Origin of the sequence: Brevundimonas sp., assembly GCF_032107865.1 — a bacterium.
GTDB lineage: Bacteria > Pseudomonadota > Alphaproteobacteria > Caulobacterales > Caulobacteraceae > Brevundimonas.
Genome location: NZ_DAMCNG010000033.1, coordinates 1 through 19,410 on the forward strand (window position 1 = coordinate 1; position 19,410 = coordinate 19,410).

19 protein-coding genes, 1 tRNA gene and 1 pseudogene are annotated in these 19,410 nt (G+C 62.0%); 15 read left to right on the top strand and 6 right to left on the bottom strand.

The genetic code is table 11. From position 1 onward, the window contains the following. Window positions 1-10 precede the first annotated feature (10 nt). Window positions 11-262 carry a hypothetical protein gene (locus RT567_RS05015; RefSeq protein WP_313574755.1) on the bottom strand — a complete coding sequence of 84 codons (252 nt, stop codon included), beginning with the start codon at window positions 260-262 and terminating at the stop codon, window positions 11-13. A 170-nt stretch (window positions 263-432) separates the two neighbouring features. Between RT567_RS05015 and RT567_RS05020 the strand changes: the two are divergent. The 12 genes and pseudogenes from RT567_RS05020 to RT567_RS05070 form a co-directional block, all read left to right on the top strand. Further along, window positions 433-1,207: pseudogene (locus RT567_RS05020) on the top strand (recombinase family protein); the annotation flags it as partial. A gap of 117 nt (window positions 1,208-1,324) precedes the next feature. Continuing rightward, a complete protein-coding gene (locus tag RT567_RS05025; protein WP_409516145.1) occupies window positions 1,325-2,008 on the top strand; it encodes a recombinase zinc beta ribbon domain-containing protein in 684 nt (227 codons plus the stop codon). Between the two features lie 211 nt (window positions 2,009-2,219). After that, window positions 2,220-3,383 carry a site-specific integrase gene (locus RT567_RS05030; protein WP_249750293.1) on the top strand — a complete coding sequence of 388 codons (1,164 nt, stop codon included), beginning with the start codon at window positions 2,220-2,222 and terminating at the stop codon, window positions 3,381-3,383. Window positions 3,384-3,499: 116 nt separating this feature from the next. After that, window positions 3,500-3,817, top strand: coding sequence for an excalibur calcium-binding domain-containing protein (locus RT567_RS17245; RefSeq protein ID WP_409516146.1), 318 nt, complete (start codon window positions 3,500-3,502; stop codon window positions 3,815-3,817). A gap of 113 nt (window positions 3,818-3,930) precedes the next feature. Beyond that, the gene (locus RT567_RS05035; protein WP_003163806.1) at window positions 3,931-4,266 is read left to right on the top strand and encodes an ArsR/SmtB family transcription factor; all 336 of its coding nucleotides are present in this window, start codon (window positions 3,931-3,933) and stop codon (window positions 4,264-4,266) included. Window positions 4,267-4,273: 7 nt separating this feature from the next. Beyond that, on the top strand, window positions 4,274-4,696 hold the full coding sequence (arsC, locus tag RT567_RS05040) for an arsenate reductase (glutaredoxin) (RefSeq protein ID WP_003163807.1): 423 nt from the start codon (window positions 4,274-4,276) through the stop codon (window positions 4,694-4,696). Beyond that, complete coding sequence (gene arsB, locus RT567_RS05045; protein WP_003163808.1) at window positions 4,696-5,781, top strand: ACR3 family arsenite efflux transporter; 1,086 nt, start codon at window positions 4,696-4,698, stop codon at window positions 5,779-5,781. Before arsC ends, arsB begins: the two co-directional genes overlap by 1 nt. After that, window positions 5,781-6,221 carry an arsenic resistance N-acetyltransferase ArsN2 gene (gene arsN2 / locus RT567_RS05050; RefSeq protein WP_313521653.1) on the top strand — a complete coding sequence of 147 codons (441 nt, stop codon included), beginning with the start codon at window positions 5,781-5,783 and terminating at the stop codon, window positions 6,219-6,221. The genes arsB and arsN2 overlap by 1 nt, the downstream gene beginning before the upstream one ends. Then, complete coding sequence (gene arsH / locus RT567_RS05055) at window positions 6,218-6,964, top strand: arsenical resistance protein ArsH (RefSeq protein WP_003163810.1); 747 nt, start codon at window positions 6,218-6,220, stop codon at window positions 6,962-6,964. The genes arsN2 and arsH overlap by 4 nt, the downstream gene beginning before the upstream one ends. A 22-nt stretch (window positions 6,965-6,986) precedes the next feature. After that, on the top strand, window positions 6,987-8,228 hold the full coding sequence (gene chrA, locus RT567_RS05060; RefSeq protein WP_003163811.1) for a chromate efflux transporter: 1,242 nt from the start codon (window positions 6,987-6,989) through the stop codon (window positions 8,226-8,228). 485 nt (window positions 8,229-8,713) lie between these two features. After that, window positions 8,714-10,735, top strand: coding sequence for a reverse transcriptase domain-containing protein (locus RT567_RS05065; RefSeq protein ID WP_313475488.1), 2,022 nt, complete (start codon window positions 8,714-8,716; stop codon window positions 10,733-10,735). Window positions 10,736-10,760: 25 nt separating this feature from the next. After that, entirely contained in the window at window positions 10,761-12,314 is a 1,554-nt protein-coding gene (locus RT567_RS05070) for a DNA polymerase (protein ID WP_313574759.1), read from the top strand. A 264-nt stretch (window positions 12,315-12,578) separates the two neighbouring features. Here RT567_RS05070 and RT567_RS05075 read toward each other — a convergent pair whose 3' ends face one another. Genes RT567_RS05075 through RT567_RS05085 form a run of 3 tightly spaced genes read right to left on the bottom strand, consistent with a single transcriptional unit; the run spans window position 12,579 to window position 13,641 of the window. Next, on the bottom strand, window positions 12,579-12,827 hold the full coding sequence (locus tag RT567_RS05075) for a sigma-70 region 4 domain-containing protein (RefSeq protein ID WP_313475479.1): 249 nt from the start codon (window positions 12,825-12,827) through the stop codon (window positions 12,579-12,581). Further along, window positions 12,791-13,264 (bottom strand): hypothetical protein, encoded by a 474-nt coding sequence (locus tag RT567_RS05080; protein ID WP_313475481.1) that lies wholly within the window; start codon window positions 13,262-13,264, stop codon window positions 12,791-12,793. Before RT567_RS05080 ends, RT567_RS05075 begins: the two co-directional genes overlap by 37 nt. Next, window positions 13,261-13,641 carry a hypothetical protein gene (locus RT567_RS05085; RefSeq protein ID WP_313574762.1) on the bottom strand — a complete coding sequence of 127 codons (381 nt, stop codon included), beginning with the start codon at window positions 13,639-13,641 and terminating at the stop codon, window positions 13,261-13,263. Before RT567_RS05085 ends, RT567_RS05080 begins: the two co-directional genes overlap by 4 nt. A 130-nt stretch (window positions 13,642-13,771) precedes the next feature. Here RT567_RS05085 and RT567_RS05090 point away from each other — a divergent pair, with 130 nt between their 5' ends. Beyond that, a complete protein-coding gene (locus RT567_RS05090; protein WP_303705558.1) occupies window positions 13,772-14,008 on the top strand; it encodes a helix-turn-helix transcriptional regulator in 237 nt (78 codons plus the stop codon). 429 nt (window positions 14,009-14,437) lie between these two features. Here the strand turns inward: RT567_RS05090 and RT567_RS05095 are convergent, their stop codons facing one another. Continuing rightward, a complete protein-coding gene (locus RT567_RS05095; RefSeq protein ID WP_313475483.1) occupies window positions 14,438-15,340 on the bottom strand; it encodes a hypothetical protein in 903 nt (300 codons plus the stop codon). Window positions 15,341-15,538: 198 nt separating this feature from the next. Between RT567_RS05095 and RT567_RS05100 the strand changes: the two genes are divergently transcribed. Together RT567_RS05100 and RT567_RS05105 are read left to right on the top strand one after the other, a co-directional pair. Further along, window positions 15,539-17,575: a DNA/RNA helicase domain-containing protein gene (locus tag RT567_RS05100; RefSeq protein WP_313475485.1), complete on the top strand. Its 2,037-nt coding sequence runs from the start codon at window positions 15,539-15,541 to the stop codon at window positions 17,573-17,575. 49 nt (window positions 17,576-17,624) lie between these two features. Then, window positions 17,625-18,935, top strand: coding sequence for a hypothetical protein (locus RT567_RS05105; RefSeq protein ID WP_313475487.1), 1,311 nt, complete (start codon window positions 17,625-17,627; stop codon window positions 18,933-18,935). A gap of 393 nt (window positions 18,936-19,328) precedes the next feature. Here the strand turns inward: RT567_RS05105 and RT567_RS05110 are convergent. Then, a tRNA-Met gene (locus tag RT567_RS05110) sits at window positions 19,329-19,405 on the bottom strand. Window positions 19,406-19,410 lie beyond the last annotated feature (5 nt).

The following is a 19,410-nucleotide window of genomic DNA, read 5'->3' on the forward strand; positions in this document are numbered from 1 at the left end:
GACGTTGGCGTCAGCCGTCATGAGCGAGCACCAGCTGAATGCGATGGCTGGGCACGAGCGCTTCGACGATCGACGGATAGCCGTCCTCTTCGATGATGAGGTGGCCGACCAGGGCCCGCTCGCGACGCAACTGCTCGCTGACGGCGGACAGGTCCGCAGCCTCCAGACGCATCCGCAGCGCCTCGCCGCCCATCAACCGGACGGAATATTCTTTCTGATCAAGGGCCTCGGCGCCCGCCGTGCCCCAATGGTCGGCACGCATAAGCACTCCCCGGGGTTGTTTGTTCCCGCAGAGTGCGATAGCCAGACAGCAATGTCAAGTTAAAGGCGCAAAAAGCCTCATCTGCCTATATAAGGCGACGCGACAGGCGGCGTCAACCACTTTTTTGCAGAAAACTTCAAATAGGAAATCCCTTGGTCCTTCGCCCTAAAATGCGCGCCATCTACGGTCGCCATTCCATAGACCTTCAAAATGCGCGCTCTACCGCTGACCAAATTGCGTTGCTGCGAGATGCCAGCCGCGCCGAAGGCATTACCGACATTCTCGAATTCACCGACGAAGCCATTTCCGGTAGCGCCATTGATAATCGCCCCGGGCTGCGCGCTCTCCTGAACGCCGTCGCGCGCGGGGAGGTCAGCGATGTCCTGACTGAAGCTCTCGATCGCCTTTCACGCGATCAGGAAAACATCGCCCATATTTTCAAGCGACTCACCTATGCGAACGTCCCACTGAGAACACTGACTGAGGGCCCGATCGACCGGATCCACATCGGCCTCAAAGGGACCATGAACGAACTCTTTCTGCACGATCTGGCCAAGAAAACTCGGCGCGGCCTTGTCGCGAGGGTGAAGGCCGGCTTCTCGGGCGGAGGCCGCTGCTATGGCTACGACATCGTCGGCAAGGGCGAACTGCAGCCCAACGCCCGCCAAGTCGGCATCCTCCACCAGATCTTCAACGACTTCGGCCGCAACGAAATGTCGGCCCGCGCCATCGCTCACAAGTTGAACGCCGCCAGCGAAGCCGGCCCTCGCGGCGGTGAATGGACGCCCTCGACCATTCATGGTGACCGCCGCGCCCAGGACGGCATCCTGCACCAGGAACTCTATCGGCGTGCGGGTGTTCAATCGGCGTCGCTACCGCAAGCACCCCGACTCCGGAAAGCGCTCATCAGTGCTAAATCCGCCGGAGGACTGGATCCGCCAACCCGTCCCGCACCTGCGCATCATCGATCAAGAACTCTGGAATACCGTCCAGGCCCGCCTAGATGCCCAAGCCGAACACCCTAAGACGCTCACCCGCAAACCCAAACGCCTGCTGTCCGGGCTGATGAAGTGCAGCCTGTGCGGATCCGCCATGACGCTGAAAGGCGGCAAGTACAACTGCAGCGGCCGCTACGATCGCGGGACCTGCTCCAACGGCAAGATCATCGCCGCCAGGACGGTGGAAGAGCGCGTTTTCACCGGCATCAAGACCCATCTGCTGTCGCCTGAAGCGATCGCGGAGGCCGTCAGAACCTTTCACGCAGCAGCAGAGGCAGAGCGCCGCGCCCCCCTGGTCGAACGGGCGCCGCTGGAGTGCGAACTGGCGGAGATCGAACGCAAGCTGAAGCGAGCGCAGACCATGTGCCTTGACGGCGCAATCGAGACGGATGAACTGAAGACGATCAGCGCGCCGCTGAAGACCCGCCGAAGCGAGATCCAGGCCCGACTGGCGGTCGACGCCGCCCCGTCGGTGATCCAGCTTCACCCCGGCGCTGCTGCGGCCTACCGCCGGCTGGCGGAAAACCTGCACCAGGCGGTCGAGGGTGATGACGGCGAGGAGGCGCGCACGGAACTGCGCAAGCTGATCGAGCGCGTGGACTTCATTCCGGCGGAAGGCCTGGGCAAGTTCCAGTTGGACGCGTCCGGGTTAGGCCCAGACAGCAGAAAGCCCCGTGGCGTTAGCCATCGGGGCTTTGTAAGCTTGGGTGCGGGAGTAGGATTTGAACCTACGACCTTCAGGTTATGAGAACGATTTTTAGAGTTTTCACTTCTCGCGACGGCGCTTCTTATTGAACGCTAAACCCCTACTATGCCTGACTTTCTGTTGACGCCCCAGCCATTCTGACTCACCGTTTCTGCGATCTATTTCGCCCTGCTTTTCCGCCAACCGCTTCCATATTGCTTCCACGGAACAACCGGCTTGAAACGCGGCGACTTCGTCAGAAAAGGACTTGGAGATGGCCAGCGAGAAGTTGAGCAAGCGCGTGGTGGACCGCCTCGAGGCTCGCGCCAGAGATTACATTATTTTCGATGGCGAGTTGCCGGGTTTCGGCGTCCGCGTGATGCCAAATGGCAAACGCTTCTATCTGATCCAGTATCGGCGGCACGGCCGAACGCGACGCATGGCGCTGGGCCAGCATGGCGTCGTGACGGCCGAGATCGCGCGACGAGAGGCCAACCGGATGCTGGGCGCCGTTCGCGGCGGCGGGGCCGATCCAGCGACGTTGCGCGACATGGAGCGTCAGGCAGCGACGGTTCAGGAGTTGGGAGCGCGCTTCCTCAAGGAACATGTCGCCGTGCGCTGCAAGCCGACCACCGAGTACGAGTACAAGCGAGCCATTCAGTTCTTCATCAATCCGTTCTTCGGCAAACAGAGGGTTCGGACAGTGACCTCGGCCGACGTGGCGGAGTTGCATGGGAAGTATGCCCATACCCCCTACCAATCGAACCGGGTCCTAGGCGTTCTCTCCAAGATGATGAACCTGGCCGAGGTCTGGGGCATGCGGGACAAGCGCACCAATCCATGCGACGACGTGAAGGCCTTCCCCGAGCGCAAGCGAGAGCGCTTCCTGTCGCCCGAAGAGATCGAGCGCCTGGGCGCGGCCCTTCAAGAGGCCGAGCGCACAGGCGCAGAAAGCCGTTTCGCCGTCGCCGCCTTCAGGCTGCTGCTGCTCACCGGCTGCCGCCTGCGCGAAATCCAGACATTGAAGTGGAGCTATATCGACTTCAGGGCTGGCCGCTTCCGGCTGCCGGACAGCAAGACCGGAGCGAAGACGGTCTACCTGGGCGACGCCGTCGTCGAACTGCTGCGCAAGCTGCCTGAGGTTGACGGCAATCCCTACGTCATCGTCGGCAAGTTGGAAGGAAGCCACCTCACCGATCTCCAGCATCCGTGGCGGCGCATTCGTAAGACTGCCAACCTGGAAGACGTTCGCATTCACGACCTTCGCCACACCTATGCGTCGGACGGCGTCTTGGCGGGCGAAGGCTTGCCGATGATCGGCAAGCTATTGGGACACACTCAGGTTCAGACCACCGCCCGGTATGCGCACCTTGCCGACCACCCGGTGAGAGAAGCGGCGACGCGGATCGCGGGACGGCTGGCGTCAGCGCTGGGGTGAAGCTGGGCCATCTCCAGATAGCCCTCTCACCTCGATTGACGGTCGCCCTGGCGATGTCAGAGAACGCCGATCAACATCGTAACGGCCGCTCAACCTTCAGCGAGCATCGTGTGCTGATGCGCCGAAAATCGCCCCATAGATCTCACCGGCAAGCGCCCCCTGCTCGCCCCTTCCAGCTACCTTTTGCTGCCGTCGTCGGCCTAACCGCTGTTGTGGCTTTTGCCCTGACCTGGTTCGCGATCACGCCATCAGCTCCTCGCGCAGCAGTCGCGTCATATGTCAAAGTGCGCACGACCGATCAGCATTACAGCGGCTGCACGGCCGTGCGGGCAGCCGGCCGAAAAGACATCCCCAGTTGGGATCCCTCATATCGCTCCTGGATGGACGGCGATGGTGACGGCCTCGCCTGCGAGCCGCCGCGTGGCGGCTATTGATCCGCTTTGCGCCAGGAGCAGTCATTGGCTTCTCGACGGACAGCTGACATTCCATCCTTGCTTAGCGTTCCCGGCTTGGTTGACGACACCATTAATTCCATTATTTTGGAATCATGGAATCCGAAGCCGCCATCCTCGCTCTTGCCGCCCTAGCCCAACCGACACGCCTTGAGGCCTTCCGTCTGCTGGTGCGGCACGAACCCGAAGGCCTACCCGCCGGCGAGATCGCGGATGCCCTGGCGGTGCCCGCCAACACCATGTCGGCGCACCTCGGGGTTCTGTCCCGCGCCGGCCTGGTCAATTCGGAGCGCCACAGCCGGTCGATCATCTACCGGGCGGACCTGGATCGCCTCCAGGCGCTGGTCCTGTTCCTGCTGAAGGACTGCTGCCAGGGCCGCGCCGAACTGTGCGAGCCGCTACTGGCCGAACTCTCGCTCTGCCGCGCATGAGGACACCATGGACGTCGTCATCTATCACAACCCTGCCTGCGGCACGTCGCGCAACGCCCTGGCCCTGATCCGACACGTCGGGATCGAGCCGCAAGTCATCGAGTATCTGAAGACGCCGCCCAACCGCGCCATGATCCAGGCGCTGGTCGAACGGATGGGCGTCCCCCTGCGCGGCCTTCTGCGCGAGAAGGGCACCCCCTTCACCGAACTGGTCCTCGGAGACCCTGATTTGACCGATGACCAGATTCTGGACGCCATCGAAGCACACCCGATTCTGCTGAACCGTCCGATCGTGGTCGCGCCGCTAGGCGTGAAGCTATGTCGCCCGTCCGAAGCGGTCCTCGACCTTCTGCCTTCAGAAGGACTCAAGCCCTTCACCAAGGAGGACGGCGAAGTCGTCATCGACGCCGGGGGCCGGAGGGTCCGCTGATGGTCAATGCCGTGATTGCTGAACAACCAAGGCGCCACCTGTCCTTCCTCGATCGCTGGCTGACATTGTGGATTTTCGCCGCAATGGCGCTGGGCGTGCTGCTGGGCACAGTCGCGCCCGGGCTTCCCGCCTGGATCGACGGCCTGTCGGTCGGGACGACCAACATCCCCATAGCCATCGGCCTGATCCTGATGATGTATCCGCCGCTAGCGCGGGTGACGTACGAGGAACTTCCCCGCGTCTTCGCCGACAAGCGCGTGCTGCTTCTGTCCCTGTTCCAGAACTGGGTGTTGGGGCCGGTGCTGATGTTCGCGCTGGCGGTGATCTTCCTGCGCGACCAGCCGGAACACATGACCGGCGTCATCCTGATCGGACTAGCCCGCTGCATCGCCATGGTGCTGGTCTGGAACCAGTTGGCGCGCGGCGACAACCAATATGTGGCGGGCCTGGTCGCCTTCAACTCGATCTTCCAGATCGCCTTCTTCAGCCTCTACGCCTGGCTGTTCCTGACCGTACTGCCGCCCCTGTTCGGGCTGGAGGGCAGCGTGGTTGACGTCAGCGTCTGGACCATCGCAAGCGCCGTCCTGGTCTATCTGGGCCTGCCCTTTCTCGGCGGTTTCCTGACCCGGCGCGCGCTGGTCACGCGCAAGGGGAACGACTGGTACGAGGCGCGCTTCCTGCCGCGCATCGCGCCGATCACCCTGATCGCCCTGCTGTTCACCATCGTCGCCATGTTCAGCCTGAAGGGCGGCGAGGTCGTCGCCCTGCCGCTGGACGCCCTGCGCATCGCCATTCCGCTGACGATCTACTTCCTGGTCATGTTCGTGGTCAGCTTCCTGATGGGACGGCTGATCGAGGCGGACTATCCGCGCACCACGGCCCTGGCCTTCACCGCTGCCTCCAACAACTTCGAACTGGCGATCGCCGTCGCCATCGCGGCGTTCGGATTGGCCTCGCCGGTAGCCTTCGCCGCCGTCATCGGTCCGCTGGTCGAGGTCCCTGTGCTGATCCTGCTGGTGTCGGTCGCCCTGTGGCTGGGCCGCCGCTGCTTCCCCGCGACCGCCCCGAAGAAGGGCGCCTGCTGATGGCCTTCAACGCCGTGGAGTTGCCCGAGCCCACTCCCGACCTCATCGCCGCGCTGGAGGCCGCCGGGCTGCCGACGGACGATCTCCACGAGCCCGATCGGCGCTTCTACCGCTTCGGGGACGATGCCGGACTGATCGGCTACGGCGGGCTGGAGCAGGTCGGGCCCGACGTCTTGATCCGCTCCATCGTCGTCCCTGACAGCCGTCGCGGCGGCGGTCACGGCGGAGCGATCCTGTGCTGGCTCGAAGCCGAAGCCGCCGGACAAGGGGCCGACGGTCTCTATCTGCTCACGACCTCGGCCGCCGCCTTCTTCCAGCGACACGGCTATTCGGTCGCCCTTCGGTCAGCCGCGCCGCCCTCAGTCGCCGCCTCCCGGCAGTTCAGCGGCCTGTGCCCGGCCTCGGCGGCCTTCATGTTCAAGGAACTGCGCGCCCGATGACCCGCCTTCGCGACCTGCCTGATCCCGACCACCTGCCCGCGCTCGACCCAGCTTATCTGTCCAGCCGCCCCGCGCTCGGCCTCGGCCCGCACGATCATCCGCCCCGCATCCTGCTGCTCTACGGCTCACTGCGCGACCGCTCCTATTCCCGGCTATGCGTCGAGGAGGCCGCTCGCCTGCTGCGCTTCATGGGCTGCGAAACGCGCATCTTCGATCCGTCCGACCTGCCGCTGACCGATCAGGTCGACTACGACGATCATCCCGCCGTCCACGAACTGCGCGAGCATGCCCTGTGGTCGGAGGGCATGGTCTGGAGCAGCCCCGAACGCCACGGCCAGATTTCGGGGATCATGAAGCTTCAGATCGATCACCTGCCGCTGAGCATGGGCGGTATGCGCCCGACTCAGGGCCGCACCCTTGCCGTCATGCAGGTCTCCGGCGGCTCGCAGAGTTTCAACGCGGTCAACACCCTGCGCCTGCTCGGCCGCTGGATGCGGATGATCACCATCCCCAACCAGTCCAGCGTCGCCAAGGCCTTCCTGGAGTTCGACGACGACGGCCGCATGAAGCCGTCCAGCTACTACGATCGCATCGTCGATGTGATGGAGGAACTGGTGCGCTTCACCGTCTTGACGCGGTGGCACGCAGGTCAGTTGGTGGATCGCTATTCCGAGCGAAAGGCGTCGGGCGTGCCGATCGATGCGGCCAATGACCTGTCAGCGATCGCGATCAGGTCTGCGTAGCATCAGACTGGATTGCTGGAGAATGGCCACGGAAATCAGCGGCGAATCCAAAGCAGCCCACAGACGCCTGAGCGCGCCCCTGACCGGCTCGCCGGCAGAGGTCTTCGCGGTCTTCCTCAAACTCGGCCTCACGTCGTTCGGCGGCCCCGTCGCGCACCTCGGCTATTTCCGGAACGAGTTGGTCGCTCGACGCCGTTGGATCGATGAAGCCGGATACGCCGACCTGGTCGCCATGTGCCAATTCCTGCCAGGGCCGGCCTCCAGCCAAGTGGGCTACGCCTTGGGCTTGTGGCGCGCCGGCCCATTGGGTGGCGTTGCGGCATGGTGCGCCTTCACGCTGCCGTCCGCCGCGCTTCTGGTCTTGTTCGCCATGGGCGCAGCCTCGCTCCACGGGCCAGTTGGAATGGGCCTGCTTCATGGACTGAAGCTGGTGGCCGTGGCTGTGGTCGCTCAGGCGGTCTGGGGGATGGCCCGCACCCTGACCCCTGATTGGCAAAGAGCAGTCATCGGCCTAGCCGCTGTTGTAATCCTGATGTTGCTCGGCGGAGCGACAGGCCAGATCGTCGCTATCGTCCTCGGCGGTCTGGCGGGGCTGCGCCTTTGCCGCACGACGACCGCCGCGCCAGGGGCGACTGCAAGCTTCCCGATTTCACGGCGCGCCGGCGCAGGGGCCCTGGTCCTGTTCCTTCTGCTTCTGGCGGGCCTACCGCTCGCCTCCATGGCGACAGGGTTCCACGGCGTCGCCTTGCTGGACGTCTTCTATCGAGCCGGCGCCTTCGTTTTCGGAGGCGGTCACGTCGTTCTGCCCCTGCTCGAAGAAGGCGTGGTGCAGCCCGGCTGGATCGATTCCAATGGCTTTCTTGCGGGCTATGGCGCAGCCCAAGCCGTCCCGGGGCCGCTTTTCACCTTCGCCGCCTATCTGGGCGCCGTGATGGAGCCTTCTCCGAATGGACTCGCTGGGGCCGCCCTTTGTCTCGTGGCGATCTTCGCGCCGGGATTGCTGCTGGTGACAGGCGTGCTGCCGTTCTGGAGCCTGCTGCGCGCCCGACCGGCGGCCCAGGCGGCGATGCGCGGTGCGAACGCGGCGGTCGTCGGCATTCTCGCTTTCGCCCTCTATACCCCAGTAGGAACCAGCGCGATCCTGAGTCCGATCGACTTCCTCGTGGCGCTGGCCGGCTTCGTTCTGTTGACGGTGTGGAAGTGCACACCATGGATAGTCGTTGCCCTGACCGCCGCAAGCGGGGTCGCCTTCGCACTGATCTGAGCCGAGCCCGCGCCCGTCGCGATGTATCCAGGACTCCTGCATGGTGAACAAGGCAGACCTTGCACTCCGAGTGCTCGTAGCGGCATGGATGCCGATGGGGCATCATGACAAGAGCCATCTTCCCGTCGGGCGGTCGCATTGATGAGTCCTCCCAAGAGGGTTCGTCATTCTTGCCCCACCGGAGGGGCTTCGTCGGCTTATGGTCAGGTGTCCTCGCCTATTCGCGCTGATGTCGGCGACGCGCCAGAAGGAGACATCGGCCTTCACTCCGACACTTGACCTTCATCGTCGTAGCGCGGCGAGGCATACCGACCCGCCGCGTCGTTTCCGTCCGTAGGGGCGCGCCCTCATCTTTGATTCAAGGCTTGATTGTTGCGACCTTCACAGTTCAACAAGTGACCATGCTTTCCTCGCAGGTGAAATCGCGGTTTCAGACGTGCTTCGTCTCTGGTTTGACAGGGCCCGAGACGACTAGCTTGACGGATATGCTCATGGCGCGGGGCATAGCCGTAACCTCCGCACATTCGCCGAATGTCGGGTCAGCCATCACGCAGGAGATCCTGAAACTCATCGCCGCGTCGGATTTCATAGCCACGGTCCTAGGCGAAAAAGGCCGCGACTCGATAATGTATGAGCTCGGCGTAGCGCGGAGCCTCGGCAAAGCGGCGTTTGTCGTTCTCACTGAGGGCGCTGCACCGATCGACATTTCTGGTGCCTACCTTCGAGCGGTTGAGGACCACCAGGTGGCGGATGCCGGCGACGATCTCGACCGGTTTTTGCGCAATGCTAAGGCACCCCAGATAATCGCGGTCGATGTGCCCGAGGCGAATGATCGGACCGATTATGTGCTTGAGCCTGCCTTCTGGCTAAATGGGCAAGCGCTCGGATTTCCAGTGCAGTTCGATCTGGTCCTGAAACATCTCCGGCAGGATATGCGCGACGATTGGTATTTCGACTGCCTTCAGTACGACGACATTTTCAAGGACCCGGCCGAGGCGAAGCGGATCATTATCGCGCTTCTGCAGGAATGGAACGGTGAGTATCGGGGCACCCGCAGCGTCGTGCGCAACATTCCAAAGAAAGGATACGGAGAACGTTATGGCCTCGAGACCGATTTTTTCGATCGTTTCGTCTATCAGGCCATCTGCAGCTTTTTGATCCCGTTCTACGACCCACTGCTTGGGCACCGGGTGCTAAGCTACCGCTACGAGCCGACTCCCCTCGATCCGAAGTATCTGTTCAAGAACAAAATCGATCGCTGGTTCACGTTCGAAGGCGTCACGCTGACATTCCGCAGGTCGGGGCGGCATCTGCTGGTTACTGATCTAAGCAACTTTTTCGAAAACATTTCGCGAGCGCAAATCATCAAAGCGCTTGAGCATTCAGTTTCCGACCTCGCGGCGACCGGACCGGAAAAGCTGCAGATCCGCAACGCGATCGCCACCCTCGACCGGCTGCTCACGCAATGGACGTTCAGCCGCGACCATGGGCTGCCACAGAACCGCGACGCATCCGCCTTCCTCTCGAACATCCTACTGGCGCGCGTCGATAAAGAGATGACGTCAAAGGGGTACGACTATTATCGCTACGTCGACGACATCCGCATCATCGCCGATTCCGAGTTGCACGCCCGGCGCGCCCTGCAGGATCTCATCCGGCAGCTGCGCACGGTTGGTCTCAATATCAACGCCAACAAGACTGAGATTCTGGCACCAGACGTCTCGAACGATAAAGTGGCAGAGTACTTCCCATCACAGGACAGCTCCACCATCGCGATCAACCAGATGTGGCAGTCCCGCAGCCGACGCATCGTGACCAGGTCGGTGACATACATCTTCGAGATCCTGAGCCAATGCATCGAGAAGGGAAACTCGCAGACGCGGACCTTCCGCTTCGCGGTGAACCGGGTGGCTAAGATCGTGGATTCCGGGCTCTTTGACGTGGGCGACGCGCTGTCAGTCAACCTCCTCGACGCTCTTTCTCGCTCGCTGTCTGAGCACGCCGTCACAACTGACCAGTACTGCCGACTGATCGCCACGCTGGATCGCGGCGGCCGGTGCCTGCCGGCCTTAGAGGCTTTCCTTCTATCGGAGGACGGGGCCATCCACGAATGGCAGAACTATAACATCTGGATGCTGCTTGCGGTGCGGCGACATCGGTCGGACGATCTCGTGGCGCTGGCGGACCGGAAACTACGAGAGGACATGAAGTCGGGCGAAGCAGCGGCTATCTTAATCTGGCTCCGCTGCGTCGACGAGAAGGCCCTGATCGAGAAGTGCCTGCACGAGTTCGCGACGCTTCCCTACCAGAACGCCCGCTATCTCCTGATCGCCTCATCGGTGCTGGACGAAGAGGCGCGGCGTCCGCTCTACGGCCGTATCCCCGTCGGCCTGAAGGGAACGGGGGGAAGGGCGGAGCGCCACTGCAACGAGGACGGCCTACCATTTGCCGTGCGAGAGAGCACCGATCTGCTGAACCTCGTCGATGAGGTCAGCGGCTATGATTGACCAGCCCTCCAGGCTGTTGCTTTTCATGAAGGACTTCACCGGAAGAGGAGCAGACTCTTTTTACTGGTTCCAAGACGGGCACCTCCAGGAAACCGAAGCCAATAGCGTCGTCGAGTTTCCGGGTATCGTAATATGCCACGACTTCTGGATGATCCGCGACGCATTGTTCGACAGGACTGGCACGCTGCCTGGCAAGATCATCGACGTCGATGAGTTCCGCATATCGATCAGCGGAATACCCGAGGACCGCCTCGCCCGGGAGAAGCGCGACGTCACAACGCAGATCGGGCAGTACGGGGCAGAGCAGGAGGTCCGTAACACATACCAGAAGATGTTCAACAAGGGTGTCCCGTTTGACGCGGCAGTCGTCGCCAAGGCCGCAGCGGCGATCTCGGCGATGTACGCCGATCTCTGCGCGCAGGCGTCCGCCAACGGCGAATTCGATCGCTTCTTCTCCGTCGAAGTTCCTGCCTACCGATTGCTCCAGCTATCAATGTCGTCCGGTGTTTTGATCGACACGTCGGGCCTGTCGAACAAGCGGGCTCAAGCGGAACACGACTATTTCCTGCTGCTGAAAGATTATTCAGCGAAGCACGACATGCCGCTAGAGACGCCGACCAGGCGCGCGATCGAGGCCAAGCTACTTAAGGAAGGCTTCGTGCTGGACGAGGTGTCCGTCGAATACCTCCTCGAGTTCGTGCCGCATGAGCGCGATTTTGGCAGCGACACAATGGCGCTCCTTGCTCTAGACACCGCGCGGAGAGTGCTGGGCTCGCTGACCTTGTCCACCGACAACGTGCGCCCGGTCGTGGACGTGTTCGGGTCGCGCACCTCGCGCGTGCAACTGCGCAGTCCCAGTCTCCAAAACATACCGAAACAATATCGATCGATCATCACAGCGCGAGATGATGCCCAACTCGGTTACGTCGACTTCGACCAGTTCGAGGTCGGGATCATGGCAGCTCTGTCCGGCGATGAGGAGCTCAAGCGGCTCTATTCGGCGGGCGACATGTACGAGCTCTTTGCGACTACGCACCTAGGTCTTGTCGGCAATCGGAAAGCCGCCAAGCAGTTGTTCCTGTCCTATGCTTACGGGATGAGCCGCAAAGCCCTTGTGGACGCCGCCGTCGCGCTCGGCGTTGATAGGCAGAAGGCAAGGGAAGCGTTCCGGCTCTTCCAACGTTACGAGCTGTGGAAGAAGGAGGTTTGCTCCGAGTTTCAGCGCACCGGCCGGGTCGCTACCGTCATGGGCAACCACTACCGGCGAACCGGCGGAGGTCAGCTCACCGGCAAAGAGCAACGTTCGGCCGTCAGCCAAGTAGTCCAAGGGACGGCATCCTTAATTTTCAAGCGCGCGCTCTTGGCTGTCGCTGAGGCGGACGACATTAAGGTCGTTTTGCCAATGCACGACGCGCTGCTGTTTGAACACAAGCTCGCAGAAACGCCACAAAGGGTCGTCTGCATTTTTCAGGACGTCATGACCGATGTGCTCGGCGCGCGCGTTACCGGAAAGGCATCGATCAGCGACTTTGCGGATCGTGAGCGAACCGTTTTCGCTCCGGACAACAGCTCGCTCTAACCAACGAGTCACGATTATGCTCTGGTTGAGATTGCGCTCGAATGCGCACGGTGCGGTGCAGCCCGAGCCGAGCACTTGGGGCCATGCCTTCTTTCAAGCGCTGGCGAAAAAGCCTAGACTGCCTTGAGTTTGGCCTTGGCGAGAAGGGTCGACGCCTTAGCGGACGTCGCCAATGACCGCGTAGAGTCAAAGAATGTACTTGGCCTTACAGTGACGTAGGTGATTTGGCGGGCAGGCTGTCAGCAAGGATCGCTTACCCCAACGTCAGACATCAGGGGGTGCCGCGCGAACTATCCGCGCCAAGGCTTCCGCCAGATAGGCCTGAACGACGGTACGCTCGATGCTGAGTTGTTGGCCGATCTCTTCAAAGGACAGTCCCGCCATCCGGTGCAGCAGGAACACGTCCCGCAGATCGGCCGGGAGTTGCAGGATCGCCTTGGCTAGGGCGCGCTTCTGATCAGCGGCAGCCGAGCGCCTTAAAATGCGTCGTGGTGAGGCCTTCTGGCGGTGCATGTGTCTGCCTGCCCGTTGTCATCCATTGCGGCCGCAACAGCCGATAGGAGGGCGCTGACCACTTTGTCTGCGGCTTCCGGCGTCATCAGGAGCACGGGCTTGCCCTGCCCAAAGGACAACGCCCCCGAAGCATAGAGCGGGCTGAGCGCGGCGATCAGTTGAGGAAGTCCGTCCGGCAGATGGCGCAGGCCTGCCATACGAGCGCACCTCAGCGCCCTATTCAGATCATGCCGCAGGTGAATGCGGTTCCAGTCGTCCGTAATCCCGCGCTGGAGGAGATAGGCCTTCAGGGCCAGTTCAATGGCGATGGCCAGAAAGTAGGCGCGAGATCCATCAATCTCCGAGTTTGCTGTTTGCGCCATTTCCCTGAAAGCCCTGGCATTCCCCGCAAGCGCTTGGGCCAAACGTCGATCAGGGTCCCGACGAGCGCGGGTCATGACCCAGGCTTCAAACGTGAGAGATCGCGGGCGGCCCGGACGATCAGGCCATGCACGATGCGGTTTTCTTCCGGCGCCAGGAGGCGTTCTGCCACTTGCAGGTTCGCAATGACGCCCTCGATATCCTGAGCCGGTGCCCTAGGCAGAAAGCGCAACCAGCGGCGAAGGCGGCGGTCCATCAACCGCAGGCGGGTGTTTGTGTCCGCAAGTCCGCCGGCCCGCTCCGCCCTATCGCGATCAGCGTCTGACATGGCGAACCAGCCCGGCTGGCGCTCAAGGCGCGCCAAAGCCACCGCCCAAGTGTCTAGCTGCCGGGCGTACTCGTTATTGAGCGCCAGCCATTTTTGGTGCCAGGACACCCTCTGAAAGTCAGGCATGCGGGGTTCTCCGTGAAGACAGCACGGCAAGCGAGCGGCGGCCGCCCGCTAGTATTTCAGCACGATGTACGCGAAGATGATCACACCGACCCGACAATGTCAATACGGTGTATTCACATAGGAGCACACCGTGCCGACTGTCACACCTCTTCAGGTCAAACTGGCCCGCACCGCTGTAGGGCTGGGTGTTAGAGAACTGGCACAGGAAGCTGGCGTTGCTCCCTCAACGATCCAGCGATTCGAGTCCGGACGCGGCGACATGCAATCTCGCACTCTGGACAAGGTGCAGCAGGCCCTCGAAGACGCCGGTGTGATCTTCATACCCGCAGACGCGGCGGGCGGGCCTGGCGTTCGGATGAAAGCCTGACCTTCCCAACGTCGTTACGGCAGCCCCTCGCCGGGCCGCGAGAGGACTGTCAGGGGTGAGGGCGGCCCGCGCTCATCGCCCCGCGACGGCGCAGCCGCCCTTGACCGGGCGATAGCGGTCCGGCTCCCTCAAAAGGCCTGCGAAATGCCCAAAAAGGTGTGATTTGTTTCGATAACTCAATGAGCTATCGAAAATGGCAAGGTATGCGCCAAGAACGCGCCTTGTCGTATCTGATTGAAAATAAGACGAATAATCGTCGCCCAACCCCCACCGCACCTTGCGGCTTTTATCCTGCCCTCTTTAAATCGAGGAGTTGTGGGGCTTTTTTTCCAAGACTGAAGACGCGTCCGCCTGGACGAAATCGCGTTCGCGCAGCCTGCGGGGCGATCAGTGGGCCATCAAGTCCTGAAGCGCCGCCATTCAGCGATTTCAAGGGTCCTGGGGCTCAGCGCTTTGCGAAACTACGGTGAGCACGCCTTCGCCCGCACCGCTGCCTTGAACACTCGACTGTGTGACGAGGTCAGCGGCTCCGGTCCCCACAGGCGTCATTGTCAAACGCTCCAGCGAAGCCGGCTGTCCTGCGGGAAGGATGTGATCAGTCAGCTCGACCTGCGTTCCAAAGACAAAAGTCTCTTTACTAGCTGGAGGCGCACCCCGTTTGATCGCAGATCTCTGGAGCAGGTCCTTGAGATAGGCAACAGCTTCTGCGCGCGGCATTGGCTTGTCGATCACGTCATAGGTCTTCACGTGCCGATAGCTATTGGCGGTCCGCTTCATGAGCCCGATCCGCGCTTCTTCGCCTCGAAAGACCTTGTACACTTTAGCCTCGCCGCCCCAATGATCCTTTAGGGACTCCCAACATCTGTACAGGTCGATCCAGGATGCGTCCGAATGAAGGTCTGAAAAGGCCTGTCGCAAACAGCGATCGCTATCCACCTTCGCCAGCAGCGCTCCAAAATCCTGCGGCGTAGCCGCCTTCGACGGGTCCTTCAGCACCCTGATCGGTAAGGTGGTGAGCCGCGTCATCTCGTACCGTTGGTCAGGCATGAAACGGTAGATGGTGCCCAGGCCAATGTCGCCACAGCCGTCCAGGACATCGAGGCAGCCGCGTAGAAGTGCCAGGTCCCCTAGCGCCAGTTGGAAGGCGGCCTCGTCCGTCCCAGCTCGATCCCATGCGGCTGAACGCAAAACATGCACGGGGCCGAACATGGAGATGAAGCAGCTTTCTGGATGAGCGATCGAATGGTTCACCTTTTGGCGGAGATTGACCAGATCGACAGCCTCCCCCTCCAACTGAACGCCCCACTTGGATGACATCTTCACAGTCGCCATGCTCATTTCCTCACCCCTTAAGTTGCAATGACCGTCGGGCAGAGGACGAACCGACCAGATTTCGAGACTGAACGCGCCTTCGCTCAGACGATTATCACTGACGTCTACACCCCGAGCACTACCCCCACATACCGGCATAGCTAGACATGCCAGCGCTCGCTAGTCTTCCAAACCAAGCAGCCCTGGGACTCATAAGCCTTGTCACAATCGACCGCCGCTCTTCCCGCCTCCTCCAGCCCTGCAAGTCGCGCGTTCTATGGCGCGCCGGTGCGAGAGTTTCAGATTGCAGACCCCGATGCGATCGTAGGCCGGCTCTCGATCCGACACATGGGCTTCCACGCCTCCGCCGAAGCGGAGCAGATCAGCGCCTGGGAACGTGAGATTGAGATCCTGAAGACAGCGCTCGCGCCCTTCACCGGGCCTGAGTGGTCGATACTTTTGGAAGTCCCACTCCTTCGCCTCGCGAAAAGGCTCGATGCCGTTCTGCTCGGCCCAGGCCTCATCATCGTCATCGAGTTCAAGATCGGTGCCGGAAGCTACGCCGCGGCGGACCGCCTCCAAGCGGAGCGCTATGCCCAGTCGCTGCGAGACTTTCACGCCGTCAGTCAGGCTAGACAGATCATCCCAATCCTGTGCGCTGAATATGGACCGAACGTTCCTTTGAAGCTCTCGTTCGCGGACCAGGTCGCGGACCTGTTGCTCGCGAGCGCCGCGACCCTGGAAGATGCCCTCGCGTTGGCCGCCACCGCGGCGGACGGCTCCGCTCACTCGGTTGACTCCACGGCATTCGCTCTCTCGCCCTACCGCCCCACCCCGACCATCGTGGAAGCTGCACAAGCCCTCTACGCAGGACACCAGATCGCAGACATCGGGCGAGGCGATGCCGCCGACGCGGAGTTGCAGGCTGCGGGCGAGCGCCTTCAACAGATCGCAGCGGATGCAGAAGCCAAGCGTGCCAAGGTCATATGTTTCGTGACGGGGGCTCCTGGGGCCGGCAAAACCCTTCTTGGATTGGACCTTGCGCTTAGGAGCCGCTCTGGAAGCCGTCCCGCCGCCCTTCTTTCGGGCAATCGTCCCCTGGTCCATGTCCTAACCGAGTCTTTGGCCGCCGATCACGCCCATCGGACCGGCGAAACGAAGGCCAAGGCCCGCTACGAGGCTGACGCCGCGATCCAGAACCTTCTTGCCTACCTAAAGGAGCACACTGACGGCGCACCTCCGCCTGAACATGTGATCGTCTTCGACGAAGCCCAGCGCGCATGGGACGAAGAGGTCGGCCAAGAGCTCATGGGTCGCCCGAACTCTGAGCCGGAGCTCTTTCTCAACATTTTGGATCGGCTCGATTGGGCCTGCCTGGTTTGCTTGGTGGGACCAGGTCAGGAGATCAATCGCGGTGAAGGAGGCTTACCGCTCTGGGGCAAAGCTCTGGCTCGATCAGCAGCAGCGGGTCGCCCCTGGACGGTCGTCGCCGCGCCTCAGGCTCTGGATGGCGGACCCGACGTCGCTGGTCCCGGACTTCTGTCAGAGTCCGAACTCGACCCCGATCAGGTTCAGCACGAGCCACATCTTCATCTCGCCAACGCCATTCGGGCCTATCGCAATCCAATGCACGGCCGTTGGGTCGCCGCACTCCTGAGGGGCGACATTCAAGCTGCTAGAAGCCTTGCGGACGCTATGCCGGAGCCGCCGGCGTATCTGACCCGGGAGCTCAGAACGGCCAAGGACTGGCTAAAGTTACGTCGGCGCGGCGGGCGTTCCGTCGGACTCCTTACCAGCTCAGGCGCGGTGCGTTTGATCGGCGACGGCGTGCCGCCGGCGCCGCGCTCCAACGAGCTCGGCCCTATCGGTCATTGGTTCTTGAAGCCTTGGACGGACTTCCGAAGCTCTGGAGCATTGGAGACGCCAATGAGCGAGTTTGGGTGTCAGGGCTTGGAGCTCGACTACGTCGGCCTATGCTGGGGCGGCGACCTGCTCTGGTCGGGCTCATCCTGGACGGCGCGGATGATGCGTGCGCCTCGTTGGCAGATGGTCCACGCCGCCGAGAAGCAGCGCTTCCGCCTTAATGGCTACCGCGTGCTCCTCACCCGCGGTCGTGCAGGATCCATCCTCTATGTGCCCCGCGGCGACATAGACGACCCGACGCGTCCACCACACGAGGCTGACGCAGTCGCCGAGGTTCTCCTCGCTGCGGGCTGTGTTGTGGTCGATGCACCCGGCACGACTCCGGCCGGCTGAGTTGCTTCCCCCGCCTTCCCGTCACAGCGAAAACCGCTAGGCTTCCAAGATGGACGCCTTTCAATTCGAGATCGCCCGCTTCCTCGCGGCTAGAGCGGCAAAGCGAAGCCGAGCCACGTACCAACAGGTGGGCGAGGCGGTGGGTTGGAACCATCCGAACGGCCGCGGCCTCGGCGACCACCTAGAAGTCATTCTGCACTGGCTGCACCAGCAGGGTCTGCCGCCACTAACGACGATCCTGGTCAAGAAGGGTCAGCGGTATCCGGCCGAAGATGCGATGAGCTATATCCGGAGCGTATTGGGGAACATTGATCTTGAGACGACGCAGGAGCAGGTTTTCGGCTTCGACTGGACGAGCGTTCCCAGCCTTTCACCCCGCGACCTGCCGCCGGATAGAGATGTTTGGCTCACCTCTTTTTGGGGCTTCGCGCCAGATCAGTGGGGTTGCATCGGCTTTGCCGATGAGAACAAGCGCTCTCGCTTCTTAAGCCAGACAGGCACCAGGACCCTGGTTGCAATCTATGTGACCAAAAGCAAAGGCCCGGAGGAGATGAGGGGCAAGGTCGTCGGCGTGCTTGAAGTCTCGCGCACGATCGGACACGCCAGCCAGTTCATCTCCGGCGACCGATGGGCGGAGAAGGAGAACGATCCCACTTCGCGTGGCAAGTGGTTGTACGCCGTCCAGGCGACGCGGGCCTGGCGAATCGTGCCGGAGGACTGGCGACGCGTGGAGGATCTTTTCTCAGACGCGTACGCGAGTGCACACCCTGAATTTATCGGCTCCAGCGGCGTGGCGGTGAACACGATCGAAGCCGATCGTCTGCTTGAGATGGATGTCTATGAGGTCCCAGTCTACGGCCAAGTTCAGCCGGTCGACACCACCATCAGCACGCTTGAGACAGCGCTCGCACCGAGCCGTGCGATCCCGCCGGGCACCGCGCCTTATATTGTGGGCGAGACCGACGGTCCGAAGCATCTCTACATCCTGAAGCTCGAGGGCGACATAGCCGCCTACCTCGGTCGCTCAGCTCAAAGCGTGGAAGACAAGCTGATCATAAAGGTCGGTTTTTCCAAGAGTCCTCTGACGCGACGCGATCAGATCCAAAGCGCCTATCCTCGGGGTGCGTTCCGATGGACGGTGATGCGCCCGACTGATCTCTCACTACCTGCCCCCTACTCCAACGCACGGGTGGCAATCGTCGGCGAAGACGCCATGAAGGCCCGCCTTGTCGACGAGAAGGCTGAAGTTTTAGGCGGGGAGTTTTTCCTCGCTGAAGAGTGGTTGGCGCATCACACCTGGACTGCAGGCCGTGTCGCCGCGGAAGAAGCGGAACGTGTCGCGTCATCTGGGGCGGCCTAAAACGGTGCAACGGAGCCCCGCGCTAGCTGGTGCGGCATTTCTTTGAATCAGAGCTTTGGGCATGGGCATCGTTCGCCTGGGAGGTAACGGCGAGATCGACGTCATCGATCCAGGTACGCCAAAGGAACAGACTTTGGTTGCTGAAAGCCGTTGCCCGATTGGCTGCTCGCCAGGATTGTGCCCACGCCCTTGATGAAGCTCGCAGCACCTCTGCTGGCGTCAGCGACGCCGGCGACGACGATTGACCGGCGGCTCTCGCAGACGTGATCCAATCGCCCTCCCCGCCTGGATTGCGCGCCGAGCGCTTCCACGTGGCTTCCACGGTCGGATTGGGAGCGTCGGGTTTCGGGCAGCAAAAAGCCGCTAGACGATTGATCTAGCGGCTTATTTGTTTGGGTGCGGGAGCAGGATTTGAACCTGCGACCTTCAGGTTATGAGCCTGACGAGCTACCGGGCTGCTCCATCCCGCGGCAAG

Excerpts from the sequence above, each read along its gene's own strand:
- arsB (WP_003163808.1), top strand. The coding sequence starts at position 4,696 with ATGGTCAATGCCGTGATTGCTGAACAACCAAGGCGCCACCTGTCCTTC.
- RT567_RS05035 (WP_003163806.1), top strand. The coding sequence starts at position 3,931 with ATGGAATCCGAAGCCGCCATCCTCGCTCTTGCCGCCCTAGCCCAACCG.
- RT567_RS05075 (WP_313475479.1), bottom strand. The coding sequence starts at position 12,827 with ATGCACCGCCAGAAGGCCTCACCACGACGCATTTTAAGGCGCTCGGCT.
- arsH (WP_003163810.1), top strand. The coding sequence starts at position 6,218 with ATGACCCGCCTTCGCGACCTGCCTGATCCCGACCACCTGCCCGCGCTC.
- arsN2 (WP_313521653.1), top strand. The coding sequence starts at position 5,781 with ATGGCCTTCAACGCCGTGGAGTTGCCCGAGCCCACTCCCGACCTCATC.
- RT567_RS05085 (WP_313574762.1), bottom strand. The coding sequence starts at position 13,641 with ATGCCTGACTTTCAGAGGGTGTCCTGGCACCAAAAATGGCTGGCGCTC.
- RT567_RS05030 (WP_249750293.1), top strand. The coding sequence starts at position 2,220 with ATGGCCAGCGAGAAGTTGAGCAAGCGCGTGGTGGACCGCCTCGAGGCT.
- RT567_RS05105 (WP_313475487.1), top strand. The coding sequence starts at position 17,625 with ATGGACGCCTTTCAATTCGAGATCGCCCGCTTCCTCGCGGCTAGAGCG.
- RT567_RS05080 (WP_313475481.1), bottom strand. The coding sequence starts at position 13,264 with ATGACCCGCGCTCGTCGGGACCCTGATCGACGTTTGGCCCAAGCGCTT.
- RT567_RS05015 (WP_313574755.1), bottom strand. The coding sequence starts at position 262 with ATGCGTGCCGACCATTGGGGCACGGCGGGCGCCGAGGCCCTTGATCAG.
- RT567_RS05070 (WP_313574759.1), top strand. The coding sequence starts at position 10,761 with ATGAAGGACTTCACCGGAAGAGGAGCAGACTCTTTTTACTGGTTCCAA.
- RT567_RS05095 (WP_313475483.1), bottom strand. The coding sequence starts at position 15,340 with ATGGCGACTGTGAAGATGTCATCCAAGTGGGGCGTTCAGTTGGAGGGG.
- chrA (WP_003163811.1), top strand. The coding sequence starts at position 6,987 with ATGGCCACGGAAATCAGCGGCGAATCCAAAGCAGCCCACAGACGCCTG.
- arsC (WP_003163807.1), top strand. The coding sequence starts at position 4,274 with ATGGACGTCGTCATCTATCACAACCCTGCCTGCGGCACGTCGCGCAAC.
- RT567_RS17245 (WP_409516146.1), top strand. The coding sequence starts at position 3,500 with ATGCGCCGAAAATCGCCCCATAGATCTCACCGGCAAGCGCCCCCTGCT.
- RT567_RS05065 (WP_313475488.1), top strand. The coding sequence starts at position 8,714 with ATGCTCATGGCGCGGGGCATAGCCGTAACCTCCGCACATTCGCCGAAT.